11 protein-coding genes, 1 tRNA gene and 1 pseudogene are annotated in these 20,786 nt (G+C 41.2%); 2 read left to right on the top strand and 11 right to left on the bottom strand.

Annotated elements, in window-relative coordinates:
• Positions 1-224: 224 nt before the first annotated feature.
• The 3 genes from EO92_RS10100 to EO92_RS10090 form a co-directional block, all read right to left on the bottom strand.
• A tRNA-Gln gene (locus EO92_RS10100) sits at positions 225-297 on the bottom strand.
• A 203-nt stretch (positions 298-500) separates the two neighbouring features.
• On the bottom strand, positions 501-902 hold the full coding sequence (locus EO92_RS10095; RefSeq protein ID WP_048133975.1) for a hypothetical protein: 402 nt from the start codon (positions 900-902) through the stop codon (positions 501-503).
• Positions 903-939: 37 nt separating this feature from the next.
• Positions 940-1,272 carry a DUF2551 domain-containing protein gene (locus EO92_RS10090; protein WP_048133979.1) on the bottom strand — a complete coding sequence of 111 codons (333 nt, stop codon included), beginning with the start codon at positions 1,270-1,272 and terminating at the stop codon, positions 940-942.
• Between the two features lie 847 nt (positions 1,273-2,119).
• On the opposite strand from EO92_RS10090, the gene EO92_RS10085 reads away from it, so the two are divergent.
• Positions 2,120-2,584, top strand: coding sequence for a hypothetical protein (locus EO92_RS10085; RefSeq protein ID WP_048171330.1), 465 nt, complete (start codon positions 2,120-2,122; stop codon positions 2,582-2,584).
• A gap of 2,762 nt (positions 2,585-5,346) precedes the next feature.
• The gene (gene pap, locus EO92_RS10080; protein ID WP_048171327.1) at positions 5,347-6,861 is read left to right on the top strand and encodes a polyphosphate:AMP phosphotransferase; all 1,515 of its coding nucleotides are present in this window, start codon (positions 5,347-5,349) and stop codon (positions 6,859-6,861) included.
• 127 nt (positions 6,862-6,988) lie between these two features.
• Here the strand turns inward: pap and EO92_RS10075 are convergent, their stop codons facing one another.
• The 8 genes and pseudogenes from EO92_RS10075 to mtbC all read right to left on the bottom strand — a co-directional run bounded on the left by EO92_RS10075 (position 6,989) and on the right by mtbC (position 20,743).
• A complete protein-coding gene (locus tag EO92_RS10075) occupies positions 6,989-7,507 on the bottom strand; it encodes a response regulator (RefSeq protein ID WP_048171324.1) in 519 nt (172 codons plus the stop codon).
• Positions 7,508-8,240: 733 nt separating this feature from the next.
• Positions 8,241-8,642 carry a response regulator gene (locus tag EO92_RS10070; protein ID WP_048171321.1) on the bottom strand — a complete coding sequence of 134 codons (402 nt, stop codon included), beginning with the start codon at positions 8,640-8,642 and terminating at the stop codon, positions 8,241-8,243.
• A 3-nt stretch (positions 8,643-8,645) separates the two neighbouring features.
• A complete protein-coding gene (locus tag EO92_RS10065) occupies positions 8,646-11,264 on the bottom strand; it encodes a histidine kinase dimerization/phosphoacceptor domain -containing protein (protein ID WP_048171319.1) in 2,619 nt (872 codons plus the stop codon).
• Between the two features lie 83 nt (positions 11,265-11,347).
• Positions 11,348-12,133 carry a winged helix-turn-helix domain-containing protein gene (locus tag EO92_RS10060; protein WP_048171317.1) on the bottom strand — a complete coding sequence of 262 codons (786 nt, stop codon included), beginning with the start codon at positions 12,131-12,133 and terminating at the stop codon, positions 11,348-11,350.
• 1,723 nt (positions 12,134-13,856) lie between these two features.
• Positions 13,857-16,427, bottom strand: a complete 2,571-nt coding sequence (locus EO92_RS10055) for a histidine kinase dimerization/phosphoacceptor domain -containing protein (RefSeq protein WP_048171315.1) — start codon at positions 16,425-16,427, stop codon at positions 13,857-13,859.
• Between the two features lie 451 nt (positions 16,428-16,878).
• Positions 16,879-18,324: an APC family permease gene (locus tag EO92_RS10050; protein WP_048171313.1), complete on the bottom strand. Its 1,446-nt coding sequence runs from the start codon at positions 18,322-18,324 to the stop codon at positions 16,879-16,881.
• 300 nt (positions 18,325-18,624) lie between these two features.
• A pseudogene (gene mtbB, locus EO92_RS10045) lies at positions 18,625-20,028 on the bottom strand ([dimethylamine--corrinoid protein] Co-methyltransferase).
• Between the two features lie 70 nt (positions 20,029-20,098).
• Positions 20,099-20,743, bottom strand: a complete 645-nt coding sequence (gene mtbC / locus EO92_RS10040; RefSeq protein WP_048171312.1) for a dimethylamine corrinoid protein MtbC — start codon at positions 20,741-20,743, stop codon at positions 20,099-20,101.
• Positions 20,744-20,786: the final 43 nt, after the last annotated feature.

Genomic DNA, 20,786 nt, shown 5'->3' with positions numbered 1-20,786 from the left:
ACAAATATTGATGACGTTTTCGAAAAAAAATGTTTGAATATCTTCCAAAATGCCCATTGGAAAGCTCCTGCTAATCTCTAATGGGAGCGAGTAGAAAATATTATTGATGCAAAACCTCAGATTAATGTGGTATAAGTTTAATTTAAAATATTTAATTTAAAGGTTAAAAAAAATAAGACATTTCGCTATGAATCAAAAGAACGGGATTACTTAAAAAATGGGTATAGCCCGGCACGGATTCGAACCGAGGTTGCAGGATCCAGAGTCCCGCATGATTGACCACTACACTACCGGGCTTCGATGATTTTTCGCTGTGGGGCGTGATTCTTGCGCCTTGAAGCGTATCTTCTAAAGGAAGATCTCCTATATATAACTTTCGACTGAGCGCCTTTGGATTTGTTAAAAGTTTAAGATATAGAATAGAAAATCAGAATTCTAAAAAGTTTAATTTAAAAAAAGGAATTATTATTCCGGTAAAAAGGGTATTATTCCTTATCGAATCACAGGCTTTCTTCGGACTGGTTGAGGACAGCAGTCCACCACCAGCGGGCCATGTTTATAAGGTCTTTTGAGAACTGGCCGGAAAGCCGGTACTCCTTGTTTTTTATTGAGATAAGCCCGGCTCCCAGGAGTTTATTGCGCATTGCATAAAAAGAGGCACGGCCTATCTGGAGTTCTTCCAGAATGGTCTTCCATTCATCAGTTCGGATGGCATTGCCGGCAGTCTGTCGCTCTTCAACCATTGACAGGAATTTCTGACCCCGTACTGCAGTGGCGTCTTCCTGAAAAATACGCCTCATAAGATTATAGTATGGGTCTCTTGATTGGCCTATACGGGCATTTGCATCCGATCGCACTACGATGGTAGTTGCGGTTCTTGGTGCGTTTTTCACAAGTGACATTTTCTATCAGGCAATTGGGGTTGAAGTGATAAGCTGTTCAGGCTGCGGAATTAGTAGATTTTTTCGTGGAAGAAGCAACTATCTTCATAAGCAGGTCTACGTACTCTTCTCTTAAAAGATAAACCATCGGGGTTTTGTAGGACTCCTTATGTGCTCTCAGAATTCCAAGTTTCGAATGAATGTATCCTACCATGGATGCTACGGTATTTCTTGATACATTATATCTACTTGAAAGCATTTCATGCAGCTCATCAATAGTTGCTTTCTTTACTCTGATGAAGATACACAGAATAGCCCTTCGATATCCACTGGAATCTACTTCAAGAAATTTCTCTAATCTGGCTTTAATTTTAGCTCGGATGGATACCATAAATTACCACCTTACTGATGTAGTAAACTATGTCAGTTATAGCTCTATATATAGGTTTGTAAATTTATTCGTCATGATGGGAATAGATATTAAAGCTACTGCTCTTCAGGCAATTTTACTTTGCTTCAAGGTCAGTTTTGTGTATATATATATCCTTTCTCCAATATATCGCTTTTTAGGATCCATTTCCATTATATATTCTTGGAGTTCTATTTAAGTTGTCCTGCACAGATTCAGGACTTTTATACTTTTGTTTTTAACTACTTATTCTGATAAAACTATTTAATATTTCGATAGCTGAAAAAGCCTTTAAAATTCCTGTTATTAATTTGAATACTCGAATAATATATTTACTCAACAAAATTATTATATTCTTACGAACATATATATTAAGCTTGTGTTTAATTCCCAAAAATACGCCGAGTTATTTGATTGATATAATAAAAATCTGGTTTTTCTGTTCGATAAAAATATTTGCCATATTGTCCCAAAGTCTGATAAAATCTCAAGAAACAGAATGATGGGGCTGTTATAAGGGTTTATTTTTCTTTAATGCGGCATGGAATTTTTTTCTTTATGTAACTTGATTACCTATAAAAAAGAGGTTTAAAAGTATATTGTTGAATAAATGTGCGGCAACTTTAGTTGGAGTTCTAAATGCTGGTAAAAAATAAGAGTATGGGAATAACAAAGGGGACCTTGAACTCACAATTTTTTTATCAAAAGAGGGATTAATTAATAAAGGTTATTACCTTAGACAGAAATCATATGGAAAATTAAGTACCCGGACCTGGATCAGAAAAACTTAACTTTCCGGGACTTCAGGCCTCATTCAGGAGCGGATAATGTGGAATATAGGTATGACCTTAATGAGAAAACTCTTTACATCGAAGAAAACCGAATACCTGCGTATAGCCTGGAAAAAAACGAGATTGGAAATTGCACCAGCTGCGACTCCATGCTCCTGAGCCTTAGCTATCATTCTACAGGGAGGAATATCGCAGTCATAACGAAGTGCATTTCATGCGGGGCTTTCTATGCAAATATATATGATTCCGACTGGAACTGGGTAGACGAAACTCAGGTAATGCTTCTTCCTATCCCCATCCCTCTGAGTAACCCTGTGATTGACAGCTGGAAAGAACTTGAGGCCGTCCCCATAAAAAAACTGGAAGCAGTTTTTTCAAAAGGGGAAATTGAAGCCCTTGTTGCACGGGCAAAAGATGAAAACCCGGTCCGTCAGTACCTCTATAGAGCTCGCAAAAAGTATGAACTTTTTGAAGAAATTTTTGATTTAAAGCTGGAGTTATAATTTCGTTACATGAATTTTTCTATTTTTTAGCAAAAATGGAGGATAAATCGACTCCAACTCTGGTTTAAATACATGTAACAATATAAAGTTACTTATAATAAAATCCACTGGTGGATATAATAATAGGTAACAGCAACTTCATTTCAAAAATATAACTAATTAATGTAAGCTTAAACAATGTACTTGCAAAAATGTCCATAAATAAAATACTAAATAATGAGCTTAAACTCTGGATACAATACTATAATGAAAATGATGTGATATTAAAAATTAGTTCGTGATAAAATTAATATGTCAATATGTGACTAACAAGAATTTACTTCTTATGTAACCATTTAATGACTTGTCCAGGTCCACAAGTCCAATACAACAAATTGTGAAAAAATGCCAGATTTAGTTAATTTTTTTATCCTAAAGCAAGACAGGGCAATATATGATGACATTTTATCATTTGTTTGCTTATGTGTATCAACCTCTTTTCAACGTATTTAGTGTAGAGTATTTGGCCTAAATACGTTTATATAAATATATGTCAATAAAATATTAATATGTTAGTAAATATATAAATATTGCCAGTAAATATCAACTAAATATCTAAAAATAGGTTGATCCGTCTAAAAAATTGTTAAACGAGACATTAATTTATCAACTATTTTTTTAACTGAAAATTTATCTTTACTATTTAAAACATTTTCCTCCAGTACTATGTGTTTCAGTCCATTTTCAAAGTAATTAGTATATAGAGAATTTGGTTCAAATATCACTATATACACATAGGTAGATAAAAGATTAATTTATTAGTAAATATGTAATTGCCAGGCAATAACTGGATGACGTATCTAAACTAACTTTCAGGGAAAGTGAAGTAATTGGGTAAAAAATGACTTTACTCAGAACCGGGTTGTGGTTTATCCCCCAAATATGAATTTTAGAACTCATTCAGTCGACAAAAGAACTGGATTCTTCCCCAAATATCTAAATGCCGCCTTTACTGAACAAAACCTATATTTTTTAATATATCCGTATTGCAATAATTACCTGTCTGCATATTGGTCTATTTTATTTTCAGGCCCTCATTTTTGAGCCAGTCCCCATGCCCAATGAAAATGTCTCAAATAATTCATTCCTATAATATATAGGAACAAATTTTGCATTGAGCGTCATTTCCAGGTCAACCCCCAATTTAGTAAAGTCATTCATTCTATAAACTATAGGAATAGAGTACTTTCTACCGACCACCGCAATATTAGATACGAAACAATATTACTGGAAAATAATTCTGAAAATAAAGACAATTGTACCTATATACTATATGTATAGGATACTCTGTTGCAGGGGTTCTTTAGAAAAACACGCTTTCAAAAAAAAAGACACACCGCTCCAACCAATGCGCTTATTTTAAGATATTTTTTGGACAAACGGGGATCCATCACGTATGTGTTTTTGAGAGTATTTGGGCTGTGTAGTCTACCCTATTTGCTTAAAAAAGTATATTATAAATACAATCTGATTTTAAACACACGGTGTAAAAAAATCCCTTATTTGCCAGAAAAAATTTAAAAGTTGTGGGTGTGGTAATCTAAATCGCGACTTCACAAATAAATATCCTTTTCAGAATATGTGTATATTTTTTTGAGTAACTGTTACACATATGCATTACGTTGCATATAACTCATACCTTCTTAACTAAAGGTTATGCATGGTGCGTAACTTTAACTTATATTGCTTACTCAATAGATAATCATATATGCCTAATCACAGTGTTGGTTTTCTTAGTTAGTTCTTCTGTTGGTTACTGCCTCAAAGATACTCTTGTAAATATGTCTATTAAAAGATCTGGGACGTTTAATTATTGCCGACAATTATTTATATATTTTATGCTGTGCACATAATTTGGCGTCACATTATTTAATAGAAGGTACAATCGTTTGTTCAACATATATGTCTAATAGTGGTAATTATAATAAAAGCGCCCTCATGTAGCCACATATTAAAATATATATTCAATATCATAAAGTATTATTAGAATCAAATCCTGAATTAACCATATAAATCAGTTATACAAAACACATTTTTTATTATGCACATAATTCGATCCAATCGATTGTCACTGAATATAGATTTATTAAGACAAAAATGTATAATATATAATCTATTTTTTGATATGTATTCTACTGGCGAGTGGTATAAAAAACATACTAATAATACGAGGGACAACCAATCCATATAATATTATATGCTATATGTTGCAAATTTAACTTGGAGTGCATCAAAATAGCAACTTATGCCCGAATACACATCGCGATGTATATAATTGTCAGGTGGTTACAGGATATACCTTAAGTTTTCTTGTTAATGTATCAGACTATATTTATAAAATAGTTTTTAATCTCGTTGGTATAGACTATTGGATAGGTATTGTGCGTAAAAAACATATCGGTAAGTAAAAAATAGAGTTTTACTATATATGAACTCTCCTGGGCAATTAGGTGCGGACTTCCAAAAAATTAGAACGCCGAGAAGCGACATAAAAATTATTTATATAGTAGATGATTCTAGATAAGACCTCCCTCTTTACTTACATTACTTCTTACCTGCCTTTAGTCTCTATTTACATTATCTGCCTCAAAAATTTAAATAACTAGTTGGACATATCTATATCGTTATTATATACGAAATAAAGACAAAACTTATACCTGCATAGTTAATATTATTCTAAACACTTAGAAATCTGGTTTTAAAGAATAACACAGGACTCCCGTATGCTTGAAAACGTTGACTTATCCCAGGCAATAACAAACGAAGAATATAAGACGAGTATGAAAACACTTGAGGTTAAACTCGGTGAGCTTCAACGAAGAGCATGGGAGCTGAAAATACCCATTATACTTGTTTTTGAGGGCTGGCATGCATCAGGAATGGGGGAGGACATCAACCGGTTTATCCTGCCTCTGGACCCGCGAGGATTTGATTTCCATACCATGGCCAGGCCCTGTTACGAGAACCGCCTCAAGCCTTTCCTTCTGCGGTTCTGGGCGCGAATTCCTGTAAAAGGAAGACTTGGAATCTTTGACCGGAGCTGGTACAGCAGAGCAGTAATCGAGCTTTTCGGAAAAGAAAAAGACGAAATAGCCCTGGAAAAGATCCTGGAAGAAATAACCTATTTTGAGCGCCAGCTTGTGGATGATGGGTACCTGATACTCAAGTTTTTCCTCCACATCAGTGAGAAAGAACAGAAAGAGCGTTTCAAGGAAATCAAAAAAAAAGATATTCCCCTTATTCTTGATGAATATGAAGGAAAAAACGGAAAAGAACTGGATTTTATCGAACAGTATGATGAACACCTGCCTGTTGTAGAAAAAATCCTTGAGAAAACAGATGTCCCTAATGCACCATGGACAATAGTCGAGGCGAATGACAGGAACTTTGCAGTCCTGAAAATCATGGTAACAGTAACTCACGCAATCGAGAAATCTATTGAAAAGATCACAAAGATTCCCGGGCAGCAGACAATCAAATATCTTGACATAGTAACTACAAATCTCCCTGTACTTAACGGTTCAGCCCTGGAAAAGGCCGACCTCTCAAAAACCCTTTCTGTGGAAGAATACAGGGAGTCTAAAAAGCTTTACCAGCACAGACTCGAAACCCTCCAGTATGAGCTTTTTAGAAAAAAACGTTCAGTTGTTATAATCTTTGAAGGCTGGGATGCTGCAGGGAAAGGAGGGGACATTCGCCGCCTTGTTGAAGAACTCAACCCCCGGCTTTACAGGGTTGTGCCCGTGGGTTCACCGAATGATACTGAAAAAGCCCACCATTACCTCTGGCGTTTCTGTGACGCAATCCCAATGGCAGGACATATAACTATTTTTGACCGAAGCTGGTACGGGCGTGTCCTCGTAGAAAGAGTGGAAGAGTTCTGTACGGAAGAAGAATGGAGAAGAGCCTACAGGGAAATCAATGAGTTTGAAAAAATCCTTGCCGATGCAGGAGCAATTATCTTCAAATTCTGGCTTCAGATAGATAAAGAAACCCAGCTCGAGCGTTTTGAAAGCAGGCTAAATGACCCGGAAAAACGCTGGAAAATTACAGAAGACGACTGGAGAAACCGGAACAGATGGGACGATTATAAAGTTGCAGCCGAGGAGATGTTCCAGAAAACGAGTACCACAGGTGCCCCATGGATAATTATCGAATCCAGGGACAAGCGTTATTCAAGGGCAAAAGTCCTGAAAACCGTAGCTGAAACCCTTGAAGAAGAATTGAAGAAGGCTTAATAAATCAAAAATTGAAAAGGAGTAAAAACTCAAATGGAGTTAAAAGATTCGAGACAAATTCAAAAATGGAAAAGAGTTATCAAAAAAGAGATGAAGAATTGAATATATAACCCAAAAAATCAGAGAGTTATTTAAAATTCAGAAGACTTTCAGTACATTCAACAGACTCAGGAAGTTTTCTGGAGCATTTTTCACACTTTTCGGAACCTTTCTCAAGCTCATCGGAACCTTTTTCAGCGTTATAAGAGCCTTTTTCAAGCTCATTTAGTTCCATCCTGTGCCTGCGCAGAGCCACATCAATACTTTTTTTCAGGTCCTTTTCATCAAAGGGTTTTACAATATACCCCAGGGGTCCCGTCTTCCAGGCACACTCCACTATTTTGCTGTCAGAACAGGCAGTCAGGTAAACCACAGGCACATCAAAGCGTGCTTTGATCTCTTTTGCAGCTTCTATCCCGTTCATGTCCCCTTTTAGCATTATGTCCATCAACACAAGATCAGGAAAAGTGCTTTCGGCTTTATTTATAGCATCCTCTCCGGATGAAGCAACGCCTGCCAGTGTATACCCCAAGCTCTTTAACATCCGTTTTATTCCCATTGCGACAATATGTTCATCTTCGACAATCAGAATTTTTCCTTCTGACATTCGTTACACCTTCGTTTTGTACTTCAGCTCCGGAATTATTTTTAACTCCCCTATTATCCTGTTGAAGTTGTTGATTTCATAATTAATATCATTTTAATCTTTATGTCAACTGAATTCAAATCTTACCTTCTCCTTCAGAAAAGGCATGCTTAAGGGCTTTTGACGCAGGCTCATTGATGATAGTCAATATCAATCCCCGGGCAATCTCCTGGATTGCCATTATTCCATCTATCCAGAGGACTTTATTCCCGTAAAAACCACGTGGTCAAACAAAGACTCAACCCGATAGTTTCCCTTATGCGAAGTCTCTATATAAATAAAGCTATATAGCCTCCACTATACGGTACTGACCGAAGAGATGAGATAATTTAAAGGCTTTATCCTGTGCCGAAAAGAAAGGTTATGGCAAGGGACACGAGATTTTTTAATGCCATTATAAATTTTAACCTTAAAATTTTTCCCCTATGAAAATCTTCATTTTATCTTTGTCTCCTTCATTTATCTTCATCTATCCGTTTCTACAGTGATCATTTAGCAGGATAATGGAAACAACCAGAAAAGGAAACAACCAGAATTAGAAGGGGGTTTGTGGAGTAAAAAGCTCTCGCGAACAGATGAATAAAAGGTTTACAGGTCTGAAAAGTTGAATCAGAGTTGAAGAGCTGAACTCAAGAATAATTGTGCTGAAAAGTTTATAAAAGATTACCTTTCTCTACCTGCCTATCTTTCCCCTTCAATTCTCCTCAAGGTCTTCTTTTTCATTCCTGTGCCTGTGCAGGGCTATTTCTATATTGCTGTGCAGGTCTTTTTCGTCAAAAGGTTTTACGATATAGCCGGAGGGTCCGGTCTTTTTAACCCGCTCGAGAATAGTGCTGTCGGAATAAGCAGTAAGGAAAACCACAGGCACATCAAAGCGTTCTTTGATCTCCTTTGCAGCTTCCACGCCGTCAAGTTCTCCTTTCAGCATTATGTCCATCAACACCAGGTCAGGAAAAGTGCTCTCAGCTTTGCTTATGGCATCCTCTCCGGATGAAGCGACACCTGTAACCGTATATCCCAGGCCCTTCAACATGCGCTTAATTCCCATCGCAACGATATGTTCATCTTCTACTATCAGAATTCGTCCTTCTGCCATTCTTTACACCCCTGGTTTGTACTTCAGATCCTGAAAGGTAATTATAAATCCGGTTCCTCTGCTGGTGTCAAGTTCTATGCTCCCGTTAATCTGGTCTACAAGTGCAGTCACCAGCTGGAGCCCGAGGGAATCCGTATTTCTGAAATCGAGGCCTTCAGGGAACCCTTTGCCATCATCTCTGACAATCAGGGTCAGCCTATCCTCTACTTTATTTATCCCCTGTGTGCTGCTAATGCCAGTACAATCGGGTTTCTCGCACTTAGCCACTTGATCTTCTGCATTTTTATAATTTTCTCTATAAGAAGGTGAATCTCTTCTGTTCCTGTGCAACTGGATGTAGATTTCTCCGTCCTCTCCTTCCGAAAAGGCATGTTTAAGGGCGTTTGAAACAAGTTCGTTGATAATAATGCCCAGGGGAACTGCAGTATCCATTCCGAGGAAAACGTTATCAACATCAAGTCTTAGACTGAGTTTTCCGCTCCCCACTGAATAGGATTGGAAGAGATAATTGGAAAGATTCTGAATGTAATCTGCAAAGTCCACACTTACCATATCTTCAGACTGGTAGAGTTTTTCATGAACAAGTGCCATTGACTTCACCCTGTGCTGACTCTCTTTGAAGGCATCCATTACCTTCCTATCTGAGAAGTTTCCGGATTCCAGGTAGAGCAGGGTTGAGATTACCTGAAGGTTATTTTTTATCCTGTGATGAATTTCTTTTTTATGGATTTCTTCGATCTGTAACAGGACCTCTTCAGCTTTTTTATGTTCGGTTATGTCAAGGATGATACCCTGAAGGTGGATCTCATCTTTCTCGTCCCTCTGAATAAAAGTCCTCTCATCCACCCAGCGGACTTCCCCGGACCTGGTAAAGATCCGGTACTCCGAGGTATAGACATCACAGCCGGACTCCACATTCCGGGCAAGCTCTTCGTGCATATTTTCGAGGTCTTCCGGGTGGACGATATCTTCGTAGAATACCTTCTTTGAGGTAAAATCCGTTACTTCATACCCTAACCGCGTAATGTTTTCCGAGACAAATTTTGCAGGCCAGCCGGATTCATATTTCCATAAAAAGACTATTACCGGACTATTGTTGATGACTCGTTCCATTTCCTCTTTAAGCTTATTGGAACGTTCCAGCTCCATTGCGTAATCCAGCAGGGCTTTTTCTGCGGCGCTGCGCTGCGCTGTAACAAGATCAAGAGCCCTGCGGGTCTCTTCAATCCCGTTCGTAAGGAGCTTAAAGTCTCCGTGTCCATGCACAAGGATCTCTCGCTTGAAATCATTGTGCTGAAAAGCAGTCAAAACAGCATTTGAATCATCAATGATCCTGTTGAGGGTTTCGGAAAACTTATCAAGGGTATCCCCAAGATCCCTGAACTCTCCCTGTACATCTACATTGACCCGTTCCTTCAACTCCCCTTTTGCAAGGGCGTTGGTTACCCTTATGGTTTCCCGGACAGGCACAATCACGGCCCTAAGAATTTCGTTCAGACCGCTTGGAATTTCCCGGAAATCAATTTCCACATCGGTATTTGCCCTTACATCGAGCTTCCCTTTAACCGCTTCCTGCGCAATGTTCCTGAAATCATCAACAATTTCATCGATAGGTTTTGTGATGGACCGTGCAATCATATAAGCCAGAGCCGCCATAAAAATTATCGAGATTGCAGAGATGATAAGAAGCCAATCCCTCAGATCAGCAACCCCGGCAAGCATTTCTTCTTTAGGGACTACCAGCACAAATGCAGATTCTCCTGTTTCAACAGGTTCGTAAAACATAATAACGGTCTTGCCTGTGGTCGGGTCCTTAACTTCAATGTGCCCTCCTATCCCCTGCCGAATATCATCTGAGGCATTTTTAATCTCTTTTGAATCAAAATCAGAAAAGCTCTTTTTGCCGATCCAGTCTTTCCGCGTGGGATGAGAAAGGAAAACACCGGTGTTGCTTACCATGAAAGCATATCCCGTATCAAAAGTCCGGATATTGCTTGCGACCTCGTCCACATATTCAAGCGGGACATCCACGCCAGCAATCCCTGCAAACTCTCCGTCTTTAAAAATAGGAGAGTCGTAACTCATCATGAATATTCCTTCGTAAAAGTAGGGTTCGGTCAGAATATCCTTACCAGTAGCTTTTGGCAGCTGGTAGTAGTCAGAAGAATCATAATGAACAAGGGACTCAACCACCAGAGGGCCTTCAATCTTGTTGCAATACGGGACAAACCTGCCGGTTGCATCGTGCCCGGAGGTATTAACATAGTCTCTATCCCTGCCGTCAAAGGCATTCGGCTCATAACCCAGATAGACGCCGATTAAACTGGGGTTCCCTTCAAGGACATTTTCAAGGATGTCTATTGCCTCTTCCCTGTCAGAGGCTTCGTACTCAGCCATTGTAAGCGCAAGGGTTCGTGCAACAGCTTGATTGGCTTTCATATGGGCATCGAACTGGTTTGCATAGTTGTCTGCCATTTCAATGGATTTCTCATAAGCAAGCTTTTCTTCCTGAGAGGTTACTGTCCCGATGATGACTGCCATGGATACGGCAAGAACGAGAAAAACTCCGACAACAATAAGAATAACCAGCTTTGGCTTTAAGGGGACGTCTTTGAACCTCATAGTACCAGATTTCCGTGAATTCGAGCTTTTGGGGAAAGACTCAGCATGGACCGTCAACTACCGTTTTTAAAAAACCGAGGGCATTAAAAGTCTGTTACTTCCCGGGCGGATTTTCTGTAATGCATGAAAAGCTCTCTGCCCCAGCGAAGTGCACTTGCATCGAAGCTCATCACCTTTCGGTGGTCATATTTTCCCTGCCTGTTGAAAAGGCAGAGATACATGAAACGATCCGTGACGGCAATGGTGGGAATATTGAGACTTTCTTCACAGACCAATACAATTGTATTTTTGGAATCAAGAAAGGACCTGAGCTCATCGGGAGAGTCATTTTTGAGTCTCTCAAACACGGATTCCGTTAGCACGAGTTCCACTTTAACTTCACTCATTGCAAGCTTCGAATATAGAGAAGGATACAGAGGGTGATAATAGGAAAGAGAACTCAGGATGCACCCGGATTTCGAAAGATTTTCCGTAAATTCCCTGGGGAGGTCAAAGAGATGGTTCAGGTCAGGCTCAATCACCATACATTCTCCAAGCTCACCGAGGCGCATGAAAAGGTCATGGGGTATGACGCTAGTATCCCGGCTTGCCCAGTATTCCTTATTTTCTTCGAGGACCTCAAGTGTATTCAGGAGAGGGAGCATATTCCCTACCACAAGTTTTCCTATCTCCGAAAGCTCGTAGGTTCCCCCTTTCTGGAGAATCAACTCCTGCTTTTTCAGGATCTTGATTTGAGGCATCATAGCTTTAGAATTCACATTAAGAGAAGTCTTTATTTGCTCGATGTCCCGGGGTCCCTCCATAAGTAAAAGGAGGAGGTTTTTTCTTTTTTCAGAAAGCCAGATAGTATCGCATAAAGAGGAGCTCATTGCTACCCCCTAATATAAATAAACTTTTATTAATATGTTATGTTTTGGTTATCTCTAATTAATCGGGAGATATTATCCCAGAATATCCGAAGATGACATCTTCATGGCCTTTTCCCCCTCACCATATACGGCTGCGGTTGGCATTCCAGCAAGGTAAAAAACGATAGAAAAACATAAATCAGTTATGGACCCTGGACAAAAGCCAGATATAATAACTCACTGCAGTGTTTTATCTCTAAAGTTTAGATTTTGGGTTAATTTTCCATATCTGACCTGAAAATATACTTTTTTAAGTAAGGAGAATTTCAAGCCGCTCAAAAAATTTAACAGCATCAAAAAATCCTATGCCAAAGGAATATCCTTTTCACTCTCTCTTTTACCTGAAAGTTTTGAAAGAACCCCATAGATTGGGCTATATATTATCGGAGTTATAGAATAAATCACACACTGGGAAACTGATCAAACCTTCTGGAATAGACAACTTGTCTTGAGTAAATTCCCGGTATAATAAAAGAGAAGGTTTGAAAACCATATTAAAAATGGTACAAAAATGGATTAAGTATAGCATAGGAAAATTGTTGCATCCTCGAAATGAAATTAAAATGAATCTCAGGAAAGAACGAAAGGTTTCCGGGCTGCATGTGGGAATGTAATCCGGCACTTACGGGACAAACTGAGAACAAAGAGAAAGAGAACAGCTAGATTGCCTGAGGTGTGCAGGCAGCGTTCTTAGCTTCTCTTGAACCCTAGCAAATGCATTACAACATTTACCTGAGGACTGTGGTCATGGGATTTAAGGCCATATTCCTCGGGTACCTCCAAATAATACCTGCTCTTTTTAAGTTATTTACTTGCTCTTTTTAAGTGATTTACCTCTTTATTTCAAATGATTTACTTGATTTATTTCAAGTGATTGAAACTTTTAACGGCATTAAAAAATCACATGAAATGGGTAATGTCCTGAGATCCTTTCCCGAACCCACGTCATTTGAAGGAACTTCACAGGTTGGGCTATATATCATCAATTATATAATAAGAATCTGTCAGGAAAAGCAAAAAGAGGTTCATCCTGGCATGATTTGAGACTCAAAATAAGGGATAATTTTGAGAAACAAATATAAGATGTAAAACCAGATACATCAAAAAGAAACTCAATGGGATATGAGTTTGGGAACTCATCGAAGAAAAGGAAATTTGTCAGGATATGAGAGAAAAACAAGAAAATGCCAGTTAAAATAACTTCTCATAAAGGAACCCCAACCTGAGAGAAAATCGAATTAACAAATATGAGAAAGGAAAACCAATTAGTAAACAGCTAATGATCGAAAAGACCTCAAGATCTCAAGTAAGGATTTTGTGATGTTATGGACATGATCCTGAATGGCAAATTGAGATAATGGCAAATTGAAGGTCATTCGGAAACAAGAGGAATCAGGCAAATTTATGACCTGATACATAGGCTGTTGAACATCTCCTTTACTCCACCCCTGAAACAAAGTGAAAATAGTGAAATGAACTGGCACATAAATCACTGTAATTATCTCATTCCCTGCAGATTTTACCTTTTACTTCCTTTTAATTTTACTTCCTTTTAATTTTACTTCCTTTTAATTTTACTTCCTTTTAATTTTACTTCCATCATCATGATATACTTCAACAATCCTGCTTATTTTGAGAGCAGTTTCTGCCAGATTAGTCACTGCAACTCGATCAATAGCAGCAGTCATAATTTTTGCTTGTATTTCAATTCCCGAAATCTGATCCTGAATTCGGTTCCCCTACTTGTGTTAAGTTCAATGCTTCCCTCAATCTGGTCCACAAGTGTGACCACAAGCTGCATGCCCAGGGAGTCAGTTTCTCTGAAATCTATTTCTTCAGGGAAGCCTTTGCCGTTATCCCTGACAATGAGTGAAAAATACTCCCCGGAGATTCCTGTTTTGCGTTCTTTTCCGGTGCCTGCATGTTCAGCCTTTATGCCGACCTTTCCTTTATCCTCTTTTTTGAGACAGACGCAGATCTTCCCGCTTTCTCCTTCCGAAAAGGCATGTTTAAGGGCGTTTGAAACAAGTTCGTTGATAATAATGCCCAGGGGAACTGCAGTATCCATTCCGAGGAAAACATTATCAACATCGAGTCTCAGGCTGATATTTTTGTCACCCACGGAATATGCTCCGAAAAGGTAGTTTGCAAGGTTCTGGATGTAGTCTGCAAAGTCTACACTTACCATATCTTCGGACTGATATAGTTTTTCATGGACAAGAGCCATCGACTTAATCCTGTGCTGGCTGTTCCTGAAAGCCTCGATTACCTTTTCATCATTGAAATTTCCGGATTCCAGGTAGAGCAGGGTTGAGATTACCTGAAGGTTGTTCTTGATCCTGTGGTGAATCTCTTTTTTGCGGATTTCTTCCATCTGCAAAAGGGCATCTTCAGCTTTTTTATGTTCGGTTATATCAAGGATGATGCCCTGAAGGTGGATCTCATCTTTCTCGTCCCTCTGAATAAAAGTCCTCTCATCCACCCAGCGGATTTCCCCGGATCTGGTAAAGATCCGGTACTCCGAGGTATAGACATCACAGCCGGACTCCACGTTCCGGGCAAGCTCTTTGTGCATCTTTTCAAGGTCTTCCGGATAGACAATGTCCGCATAAAGAATCCTGTTAGAGGTAAAATCCTCTACATCATATCCAAGCAAGGTAATGTTTTCCGAGACAAACTCTATTGGCCAGCCTTCTTCGTACTTCCACAAAAAGACAATCACAGGGCTGGTGTTGATTATTCGTTCCATTTCTTCTTTTAACCTGTTTGAGTGCTCAAGCTTTCTTGCATACTCAATTAAGGCTTTTTCTGCTTCCCTGCGCTGGGTTGTAACCCTGTCAAGGACCAGGCGGGTCTCTTCAATCCCATCGGTCAGGAGTTTGAAGTCTCCCTGCCCATGTATCCGGATAGAGCGCTTGAAGTCATTGTGTTGAAAAGCTGTAAGCACGGCGGTCGAGTCGTCAATAATCATATTAAGGGTTTCGGAAAACTTATCCAGCGTGTCCTCAAGTTCCCGGAACTCCCCCTGCACGTCCACATTGACCCTTTCCTTCAACTCCCCCTGTGCAAGGGCATTGGTTACCCGCATGGTTTCCCGGATAGGGATAACCACAGAATTGATGATTTCATTCAAGCCACGGGGAATTTCCCGAAAATCAATTTCCACATGGGTATTTGCCCTTACATCGAGCTTCCCTTTAACAGCGTCTTCAGCAATATTCTTGAAGTCATCAACAATTCTGTTAATTGGCTTTGTTACGGATCTCGCAATCATATAAGCCAGAGCAGCCATGAACAGAATTGAGATTGCAGAGATGATAAGAAGCCGGTCTCTTAGATCGGTAACTCCGGCAAGCATTTCTTCTTTCGGGACGACCAGTACGAAAGCAAAGTCTCCGGTCTCAACAGGTTCGTAAAACATAATAACGGTTTTTCCGGTTGTAGGATCCATTGTTTCAATATGTCCACTGACCCCGTTTTTAATATTAAAGGAGGCTGTTTTGAGTTCTTCCCCTCCTAAATCATAAAGATTCTTTTTTCCGATCCAGTCCTTATGGGTCGGGTGGGACAGAAGAATTCCCTCGTTGCTGACCATAAAAGCGTATCCGGTATCAAAAGTCCGGACCTCACTTACCACTTCATCCACATATTCAAGGGAAACGTCCACTCCCCCTACCCCGATAAATTCCCCATCCTTAATGATAGGAGAAACGTAACTCACCATGAAGACCCCTTCATAAAAATAGGGCTCAGTGAGCATATCTTTTTTCGTATCTTTTGGAAGCTGGTAATAATCCGAATCATCATAATGAAGCAGAGGTGCAACTGCAACAGTCCCGTTCATTTTATTCCAGTAAGGGACAAACCTGCCAGTTTCATCATGGGCAGGAGCATTTACATACTCAGCGTCTTTCCCGTCAAAGGCATCAGGCTCAAAAGCTACATAGGTCCCAAGGAGAAGAGGATTGTCCAGGAGCAGGTTTTCCAGAATAAGAAGAGCTTCGTCCCGGTCTGCAGTTTCGTAACTTGTCATGACAGTGGAAATCGTCCTTGCAATGGCAAGGTTGGCTTTCATGTCTGCATCAAACTGGTTTGCATAATTGGAAGCCATTTCAACTGACTGCTGGTAGGCCAGCTTTTCTTCCTGCGTTGTAACCGTGGAAATAATCACAGCTGTGGAAGCCGTAAGGATTAGAAAAACCCCGAGCACGGTATAGAGTATCATCTTTGTTTTCAACGGGGTATCACTGAGCATTATTAACCCTCACTATGGTCCCTTTCTTTTTTAGCTGTCGAACAGGTGAAAGAAAGCAACTTTCCACGCCTTCTGATCTGGAGAAAACCAGTCCTTTAACCCTATATATTCTGCAAAAGAATTCGTTCAAAGAGCGTTATTTACATGCTTTTGAAAATGTTCTTCCCTGGACGTCCCCTATAGTCAGAAGAATTTATGGACCTGAGGATAAATCAGGTACAATAGGGTTTTTAACGATTAATTTTATGGGCACTTTAAACATTTAAATACTCCTATAAAGACCCAGTTCCAGAATCCAGTGATGAACGTAAAATTAAAAATCACTGGATTTTGTAATTGGTTACAATCTTCGTGATAACACTTCTGGGTTGAAGTCTTTAGATGTTGAATATTAATTTTGATTGAAAAAAAGAAGGAATGCAGGATATGTTTCTGCATCCCCATTTAAAACTTATGTCGTGGCTTCACCCGAGACAGGGGTTTCTTTTTCCACCCTTACCGGGTTCTCGTTCTGGGAATAGAACCAGAGTGGGATATAGAGGGTAAGAACCACGAAACCGACTATGGTGGAAGTCCAGCCCACCTCAAGGCTATTGAGATAAATCACCCCTATCAGACAGAGAGGCAGGTTAAAGAGCCCGAAAATCATAGCAACGTACTTCCAGCCCCCTGGAGCTTTGAAAGGTCTCTCAAGCTTTGAGAACCGGGGGTCGAGTTTTGCTTTCACGTACGCAAAGAGACTGATTCCGTTAGCACAGACGTATCCGATTGCAGATGCCGCCAGGATGGCTGCGGGAGTTCCAAGGCAAATGAACCCCATGTTGAAGAGAGCTATGACGATCATCGCATTAACAGGGGTTCCATGAACATTCATCTTTCCGAAAAACTTTGGAAGATTTCCTTCATCAGCCATGGAATACATCGCCCTTGAAGCTCCAAGGAAGGCGGTCTGGATGATCATTACCATTGCCGCTATCAGCATGAGAATGGTAAGAGACCCACCTACGGGTCCAAGAGTCATCTGAGCCATCGGGAGCATTGGCGAGAAAGGTTCTTCCAGGATTCCTTCTATTCCAAGGGTTCCTGTACAGGCTGCCTGAACAAGGATAAAGGTCACCAGGCAGATTGCGCCGCAGATAAAGAGGGCTTTAGGAACGTCGGATTTCGGGTTTTTGTATTCGGGCCCGTAGATTGCTGCAGTTTCCCAGGCACATGCACTCCATTGAGCCATTGCAAAAAGCCCTAGCAGGATCAGGATGTGCTGTATATCCCAGCTCCAATCTGTGGGAAGCCAGGCACCGGTGATGTTGCTCATTTCAAACTGCCCGGTTACGAAAGGTGCAAGGGAAATGATGATAAGCGGGGCAAGAGAAAGCACGGCAAGGATGTACCCGAGGGTTGCTCCGCCGGCAAGCCCGCGATAATTGACTAACATAAGGAATACATACACAACTGCCCCGGAGGCAAGATAGAGAGCAAGGTCAGGAACGCCGGCAAAGGCAGGGACCAGGCCTTTAAGGTAGCTTCCAATAAGGATTGCAAAGATAGCAAGCACGGGGTTCCAGGCAAACCAGTAGCTCCAGGCACTGAACCCTCCCAGAAGTTTTCCCTGGTCGTACTTCTTGTTTCCCTTATTCGTACCAAACACACTCTGGGCGTATCCCGGAAGCCCTGAAGCTTTAGGGAACATTGTTGCAAGTTCTCCGTAGGCAAAGTTCTGCATAAACCCCTGGAAAACGGAAAGGACCCAGATGACGATTGCAAAAGCCCAGACATAGCTTGCAAAGTAGCCGATAGATGGAAGGATCAGCACAGGAACACCAAGGGCGATTGCAAGCCCTTGCTTCCAGTCAATTGTCCGCTGAAGCCCACCTGATTCACTTTTTTCGTCACTCATTTTTCAACACACACTCCATTAATTATTTATTGGCATAACCTGAAGATTCGCACAGCTCTTGCAGCATAAATAAGCCTGCAGAACCTGCAAGCAGAAGAAGCGGGAAGATATTCAGGAACCAGGCCGGGTGGGTGCACCTGCGTTTTTCCGCCTGTGGCAGCAACCCGTAAAAAGTTTCGCCATGTTTCCTGAATTATTCCAGAGGAATATGGTCCCTGAAACCTGCTATAAACCCGCTATAAACCCACTATTTATGTTTATGGCAATTTTTTGTGCAAATTCGGTTACTATTCGGTATGTTTATCTGATCTGTCTTCTGAAGAGTTCACAGGAGTTTATCTTGACGTCAAGCAGCTTCTCGATATTCATTTTTGCAGCAATTCCCTTTGCAGCTCCTGGCACGGAGGTGATCACACCAATATCGAGTTCTTCACGCAGTTCTCTCATTACATGTTCGTCCGAGAGGTCCATTGTGTCAACGTTAAGCTTCTTTGCCACGTACTCTTTTGCCTCTCCGACCCGCATGTTCTTTGAGAACTCCATCCTTGCAACGAGGTCTCCGGCTGCTCTTATTCCGGTCATACCTGAAGCCATTATGTGGGAAATCGGCATACCCAACGGGTCGCCGACCCCGATCTATATGCCGTCTACGCCGGCAATTTCGACCATTGCCTTGCTTGCCCTTGTAACGGCATCTACCGGAGGAGTCTCAAGCATCGGAATTCCGCCGACACCCATACCCATGTCAACATGACAGGGCAGGGGAGAAACCTTTACGGCTTCCTTAATAAAAGTGACAGCACGTGCCAGGTTCCATGGTGAGGTCTTGCTGGTATTTGTGTTGACAACAGGCCCGAAAACGTTTGCACCTGCCTTTGCAACAAGTGGAACCTGCTGGTGCGGCCAGAGCCCTGCAAGGGTTGTACCGTCATACTGCAGGTTTCCGTGCATACCGAGTACCATTTCCCCTGCCATTCCGGCTTCTATATACATATCAGGGAATTCCTTCCTGAGAGCTTCAATTGCGTGCAGGGTACCGTAAAAGTCCGCATCTCCGGCTGCAGCTGTGGTGTCGAAGTTGACCCCGTCTGCTCCCGAGGCAAAGAGCTTCTGCATGATCCAGACTGTATCCCTGGAAAGGTGCTCTGCTGCATGTTCCATTGACTCCCAGGCTTCCTGGATTTTGAAAGCTTTCATGAGGTCTCCGGGGTTTTCAAAAGGCCCATCCGGAGTATAATAAAGCCCCATGTTCGGCATTGCGCCGTAGAAAAGTGGGATAATCATATTCTGCTGGCAGACTTCCATTGCCTGGCACTCGTTTGAAACAACGGGTTTTACGGGCTTGAAACTGTAGTCGATGTGCCCGAGTTCCATGGTGTCGGCGCCAAAGGCTCTTTCGTGCATCATGCAGCCGACAAGCCGGCTGGAAGGAATTCCAACTCCGCTGTTGCCCTGGTCCCCGTCAAGCCTGATTGTGCCTATATCGTGGGTTACAGGCACTTCCATACCCTGCTCGACACTGACGGCTTTTCCGGGCATCATAAGGATTTCTGCAAGCTTGTCAATTTCATCAGCACTGAGATCAGGGATTTCTCCAAGGTCAGAGGCATTCGCCATACCTGCCTCAATCTCCTCCATGATCTTTTCTTTTGTGAGGAAGACACGTTTCCCGTCTCCCATCCTCAAAGCATATTCAGTTGCCATTTTTATTCCCTCCATTGATAACTGATATTGACTGAACTTAGATGACTAAACTCAGAATGAGAACCGGAGTTCAGAGCAGCAGTTCTTTTGCCTTTGCGACGGCTTCGCTTGCGTTTTCAGCGTAGCAGTCTGCTCCGATTTTGTCTGCCCAGGCCTGGGTTGCAGGTGCCCCTCCTACCATTACCTTAATACGGCTGCGCAGACCCTCTTCTTTCAGGAGTTCAATAACACTCCTCTGTCCGGGAAGTGTGGTGGTCATCAGGGCAGAAAGCCCTATCATATTTGCATTGACTTCTTTTGCCTTCTCGACAAAGTTCTTTATAGGAACATCCCTGCCTATGTCGTGGACTTCAAAACCAGCGGACTGAAGCATGGTTGAGACTATCGACTTGCCAATATCATGCACATCGCCTTCGACGGTCCCATTTACAATTACTCCGAGCTTTTTGCTCTCGCTCCCTGCAGGGAGATCAGCTTCAAGGAATTTGACACCTGCTGTCATTGCATCAGCAGCTATCATTACATGGGGTAAGAAAAGTTTCCCTCTCTCAAAAAGAATTCCTACCTGGTTCATGCCTGCTGAAAGCCCTTTATCAATGATTTCTGCGGGTTCCATAACCTGCTTTGCTTTTTCAACAGCAGCAAGTACTGCATCCTTTTTACAGGAGATTACCGCATCCGAAAGCTCCTGAATAAGTTCTTCTTTAGTTGCCATTTTTAAACCTCCATTAAGTCAGAAACCCGCTTCAGAATCCGAA

Source organism: Methanosarcina sp. 2.H.A.1B.4, assembly GCF_000979385.1.
In the GTDB taxonomy this organism is placed as follows: domain Archaea; phylum Halobacteriota; class Methanosarcinia; order Methanosarcinales; family Methanosarcinaceae; genus Methanosarcina.
This window is presented reverse-complemented; position numbering and strand designations above follow the sequence as displayed.

Excerpts from the sequence above, each read along its gene's own strand:
- EO92_RS10095 (WP_048133975.1), bottom strand. The coding sequence starts at position 902 with ATGTCACTTGTGAAAAACGCACCAAGAACCGCAACTACCATCGTAGTG.
- EO92_RS10090 (WP_048133979.1), bottom strand. The coding sequence starts at position 1,272 with ATGGTATCCATCCGAGCTAAAATTAAAGCCAGATTAGAGAAATTTCTT.
- pap (WP_048171327.1), top strand. The coding sequence starts at position 5,347 with ATGCTTGAAAACGTTGACTTATCCCAGGCAATAACAAACGAAGAATAT.
- EO92_RS10075 (WP_048171324.1), bottom strand. The coding sequence starts at position 7,507 with ATGTCAGAAGGAAAAATTCTGATTGTCGAAGATGAACATATTGTCGCA.
- EO92_RS10070 (WP_048171321.1), bottom strand. The coding sequence starts at position 8,642 with ATGGCAGAAGGACGAATTCTGATAGTAGAAGATGAACATATCGTTGCG.
- EO92_RS10065 (WP_048171319.1), bottom strand. The coding sequence starts at position 11,264 with ATGAGGTTCAAAGACGTCCCCTTAAAGCCAAAGCTGGTTATTCTTATT.
- EO92_RS10060 (WP_048171317.1), bottom strand. The coding sequence starts at position 12,133 with ATGAGCTCCTCTTTATGCGATACTATCTGGCTTTCTGAAAAAAGAAAA.
- EO92_RS10055 (WP_048171315.1), bottom strand. The coding sequence starts at position 16,427 with ATGCTCAGTGATACCCCGTTGAAAACAAAGATGATACTCTATACCGTG.
- EO92_RS10050 (WP_048171313.1), bottom strand. The coding sequence starts at position 18,324 with ATGAGTGACGAAAAAAGTGAATCAGGTGGGCTTCAGCGGACAATTGAC.
- mtbC (WP_048171312.1), bottom strand. The coding sequence starts at position 20,743 with ATGGCAACTAAAGAAGAACTTATTCAGGAGCTTTCGGATGCGGTAATC.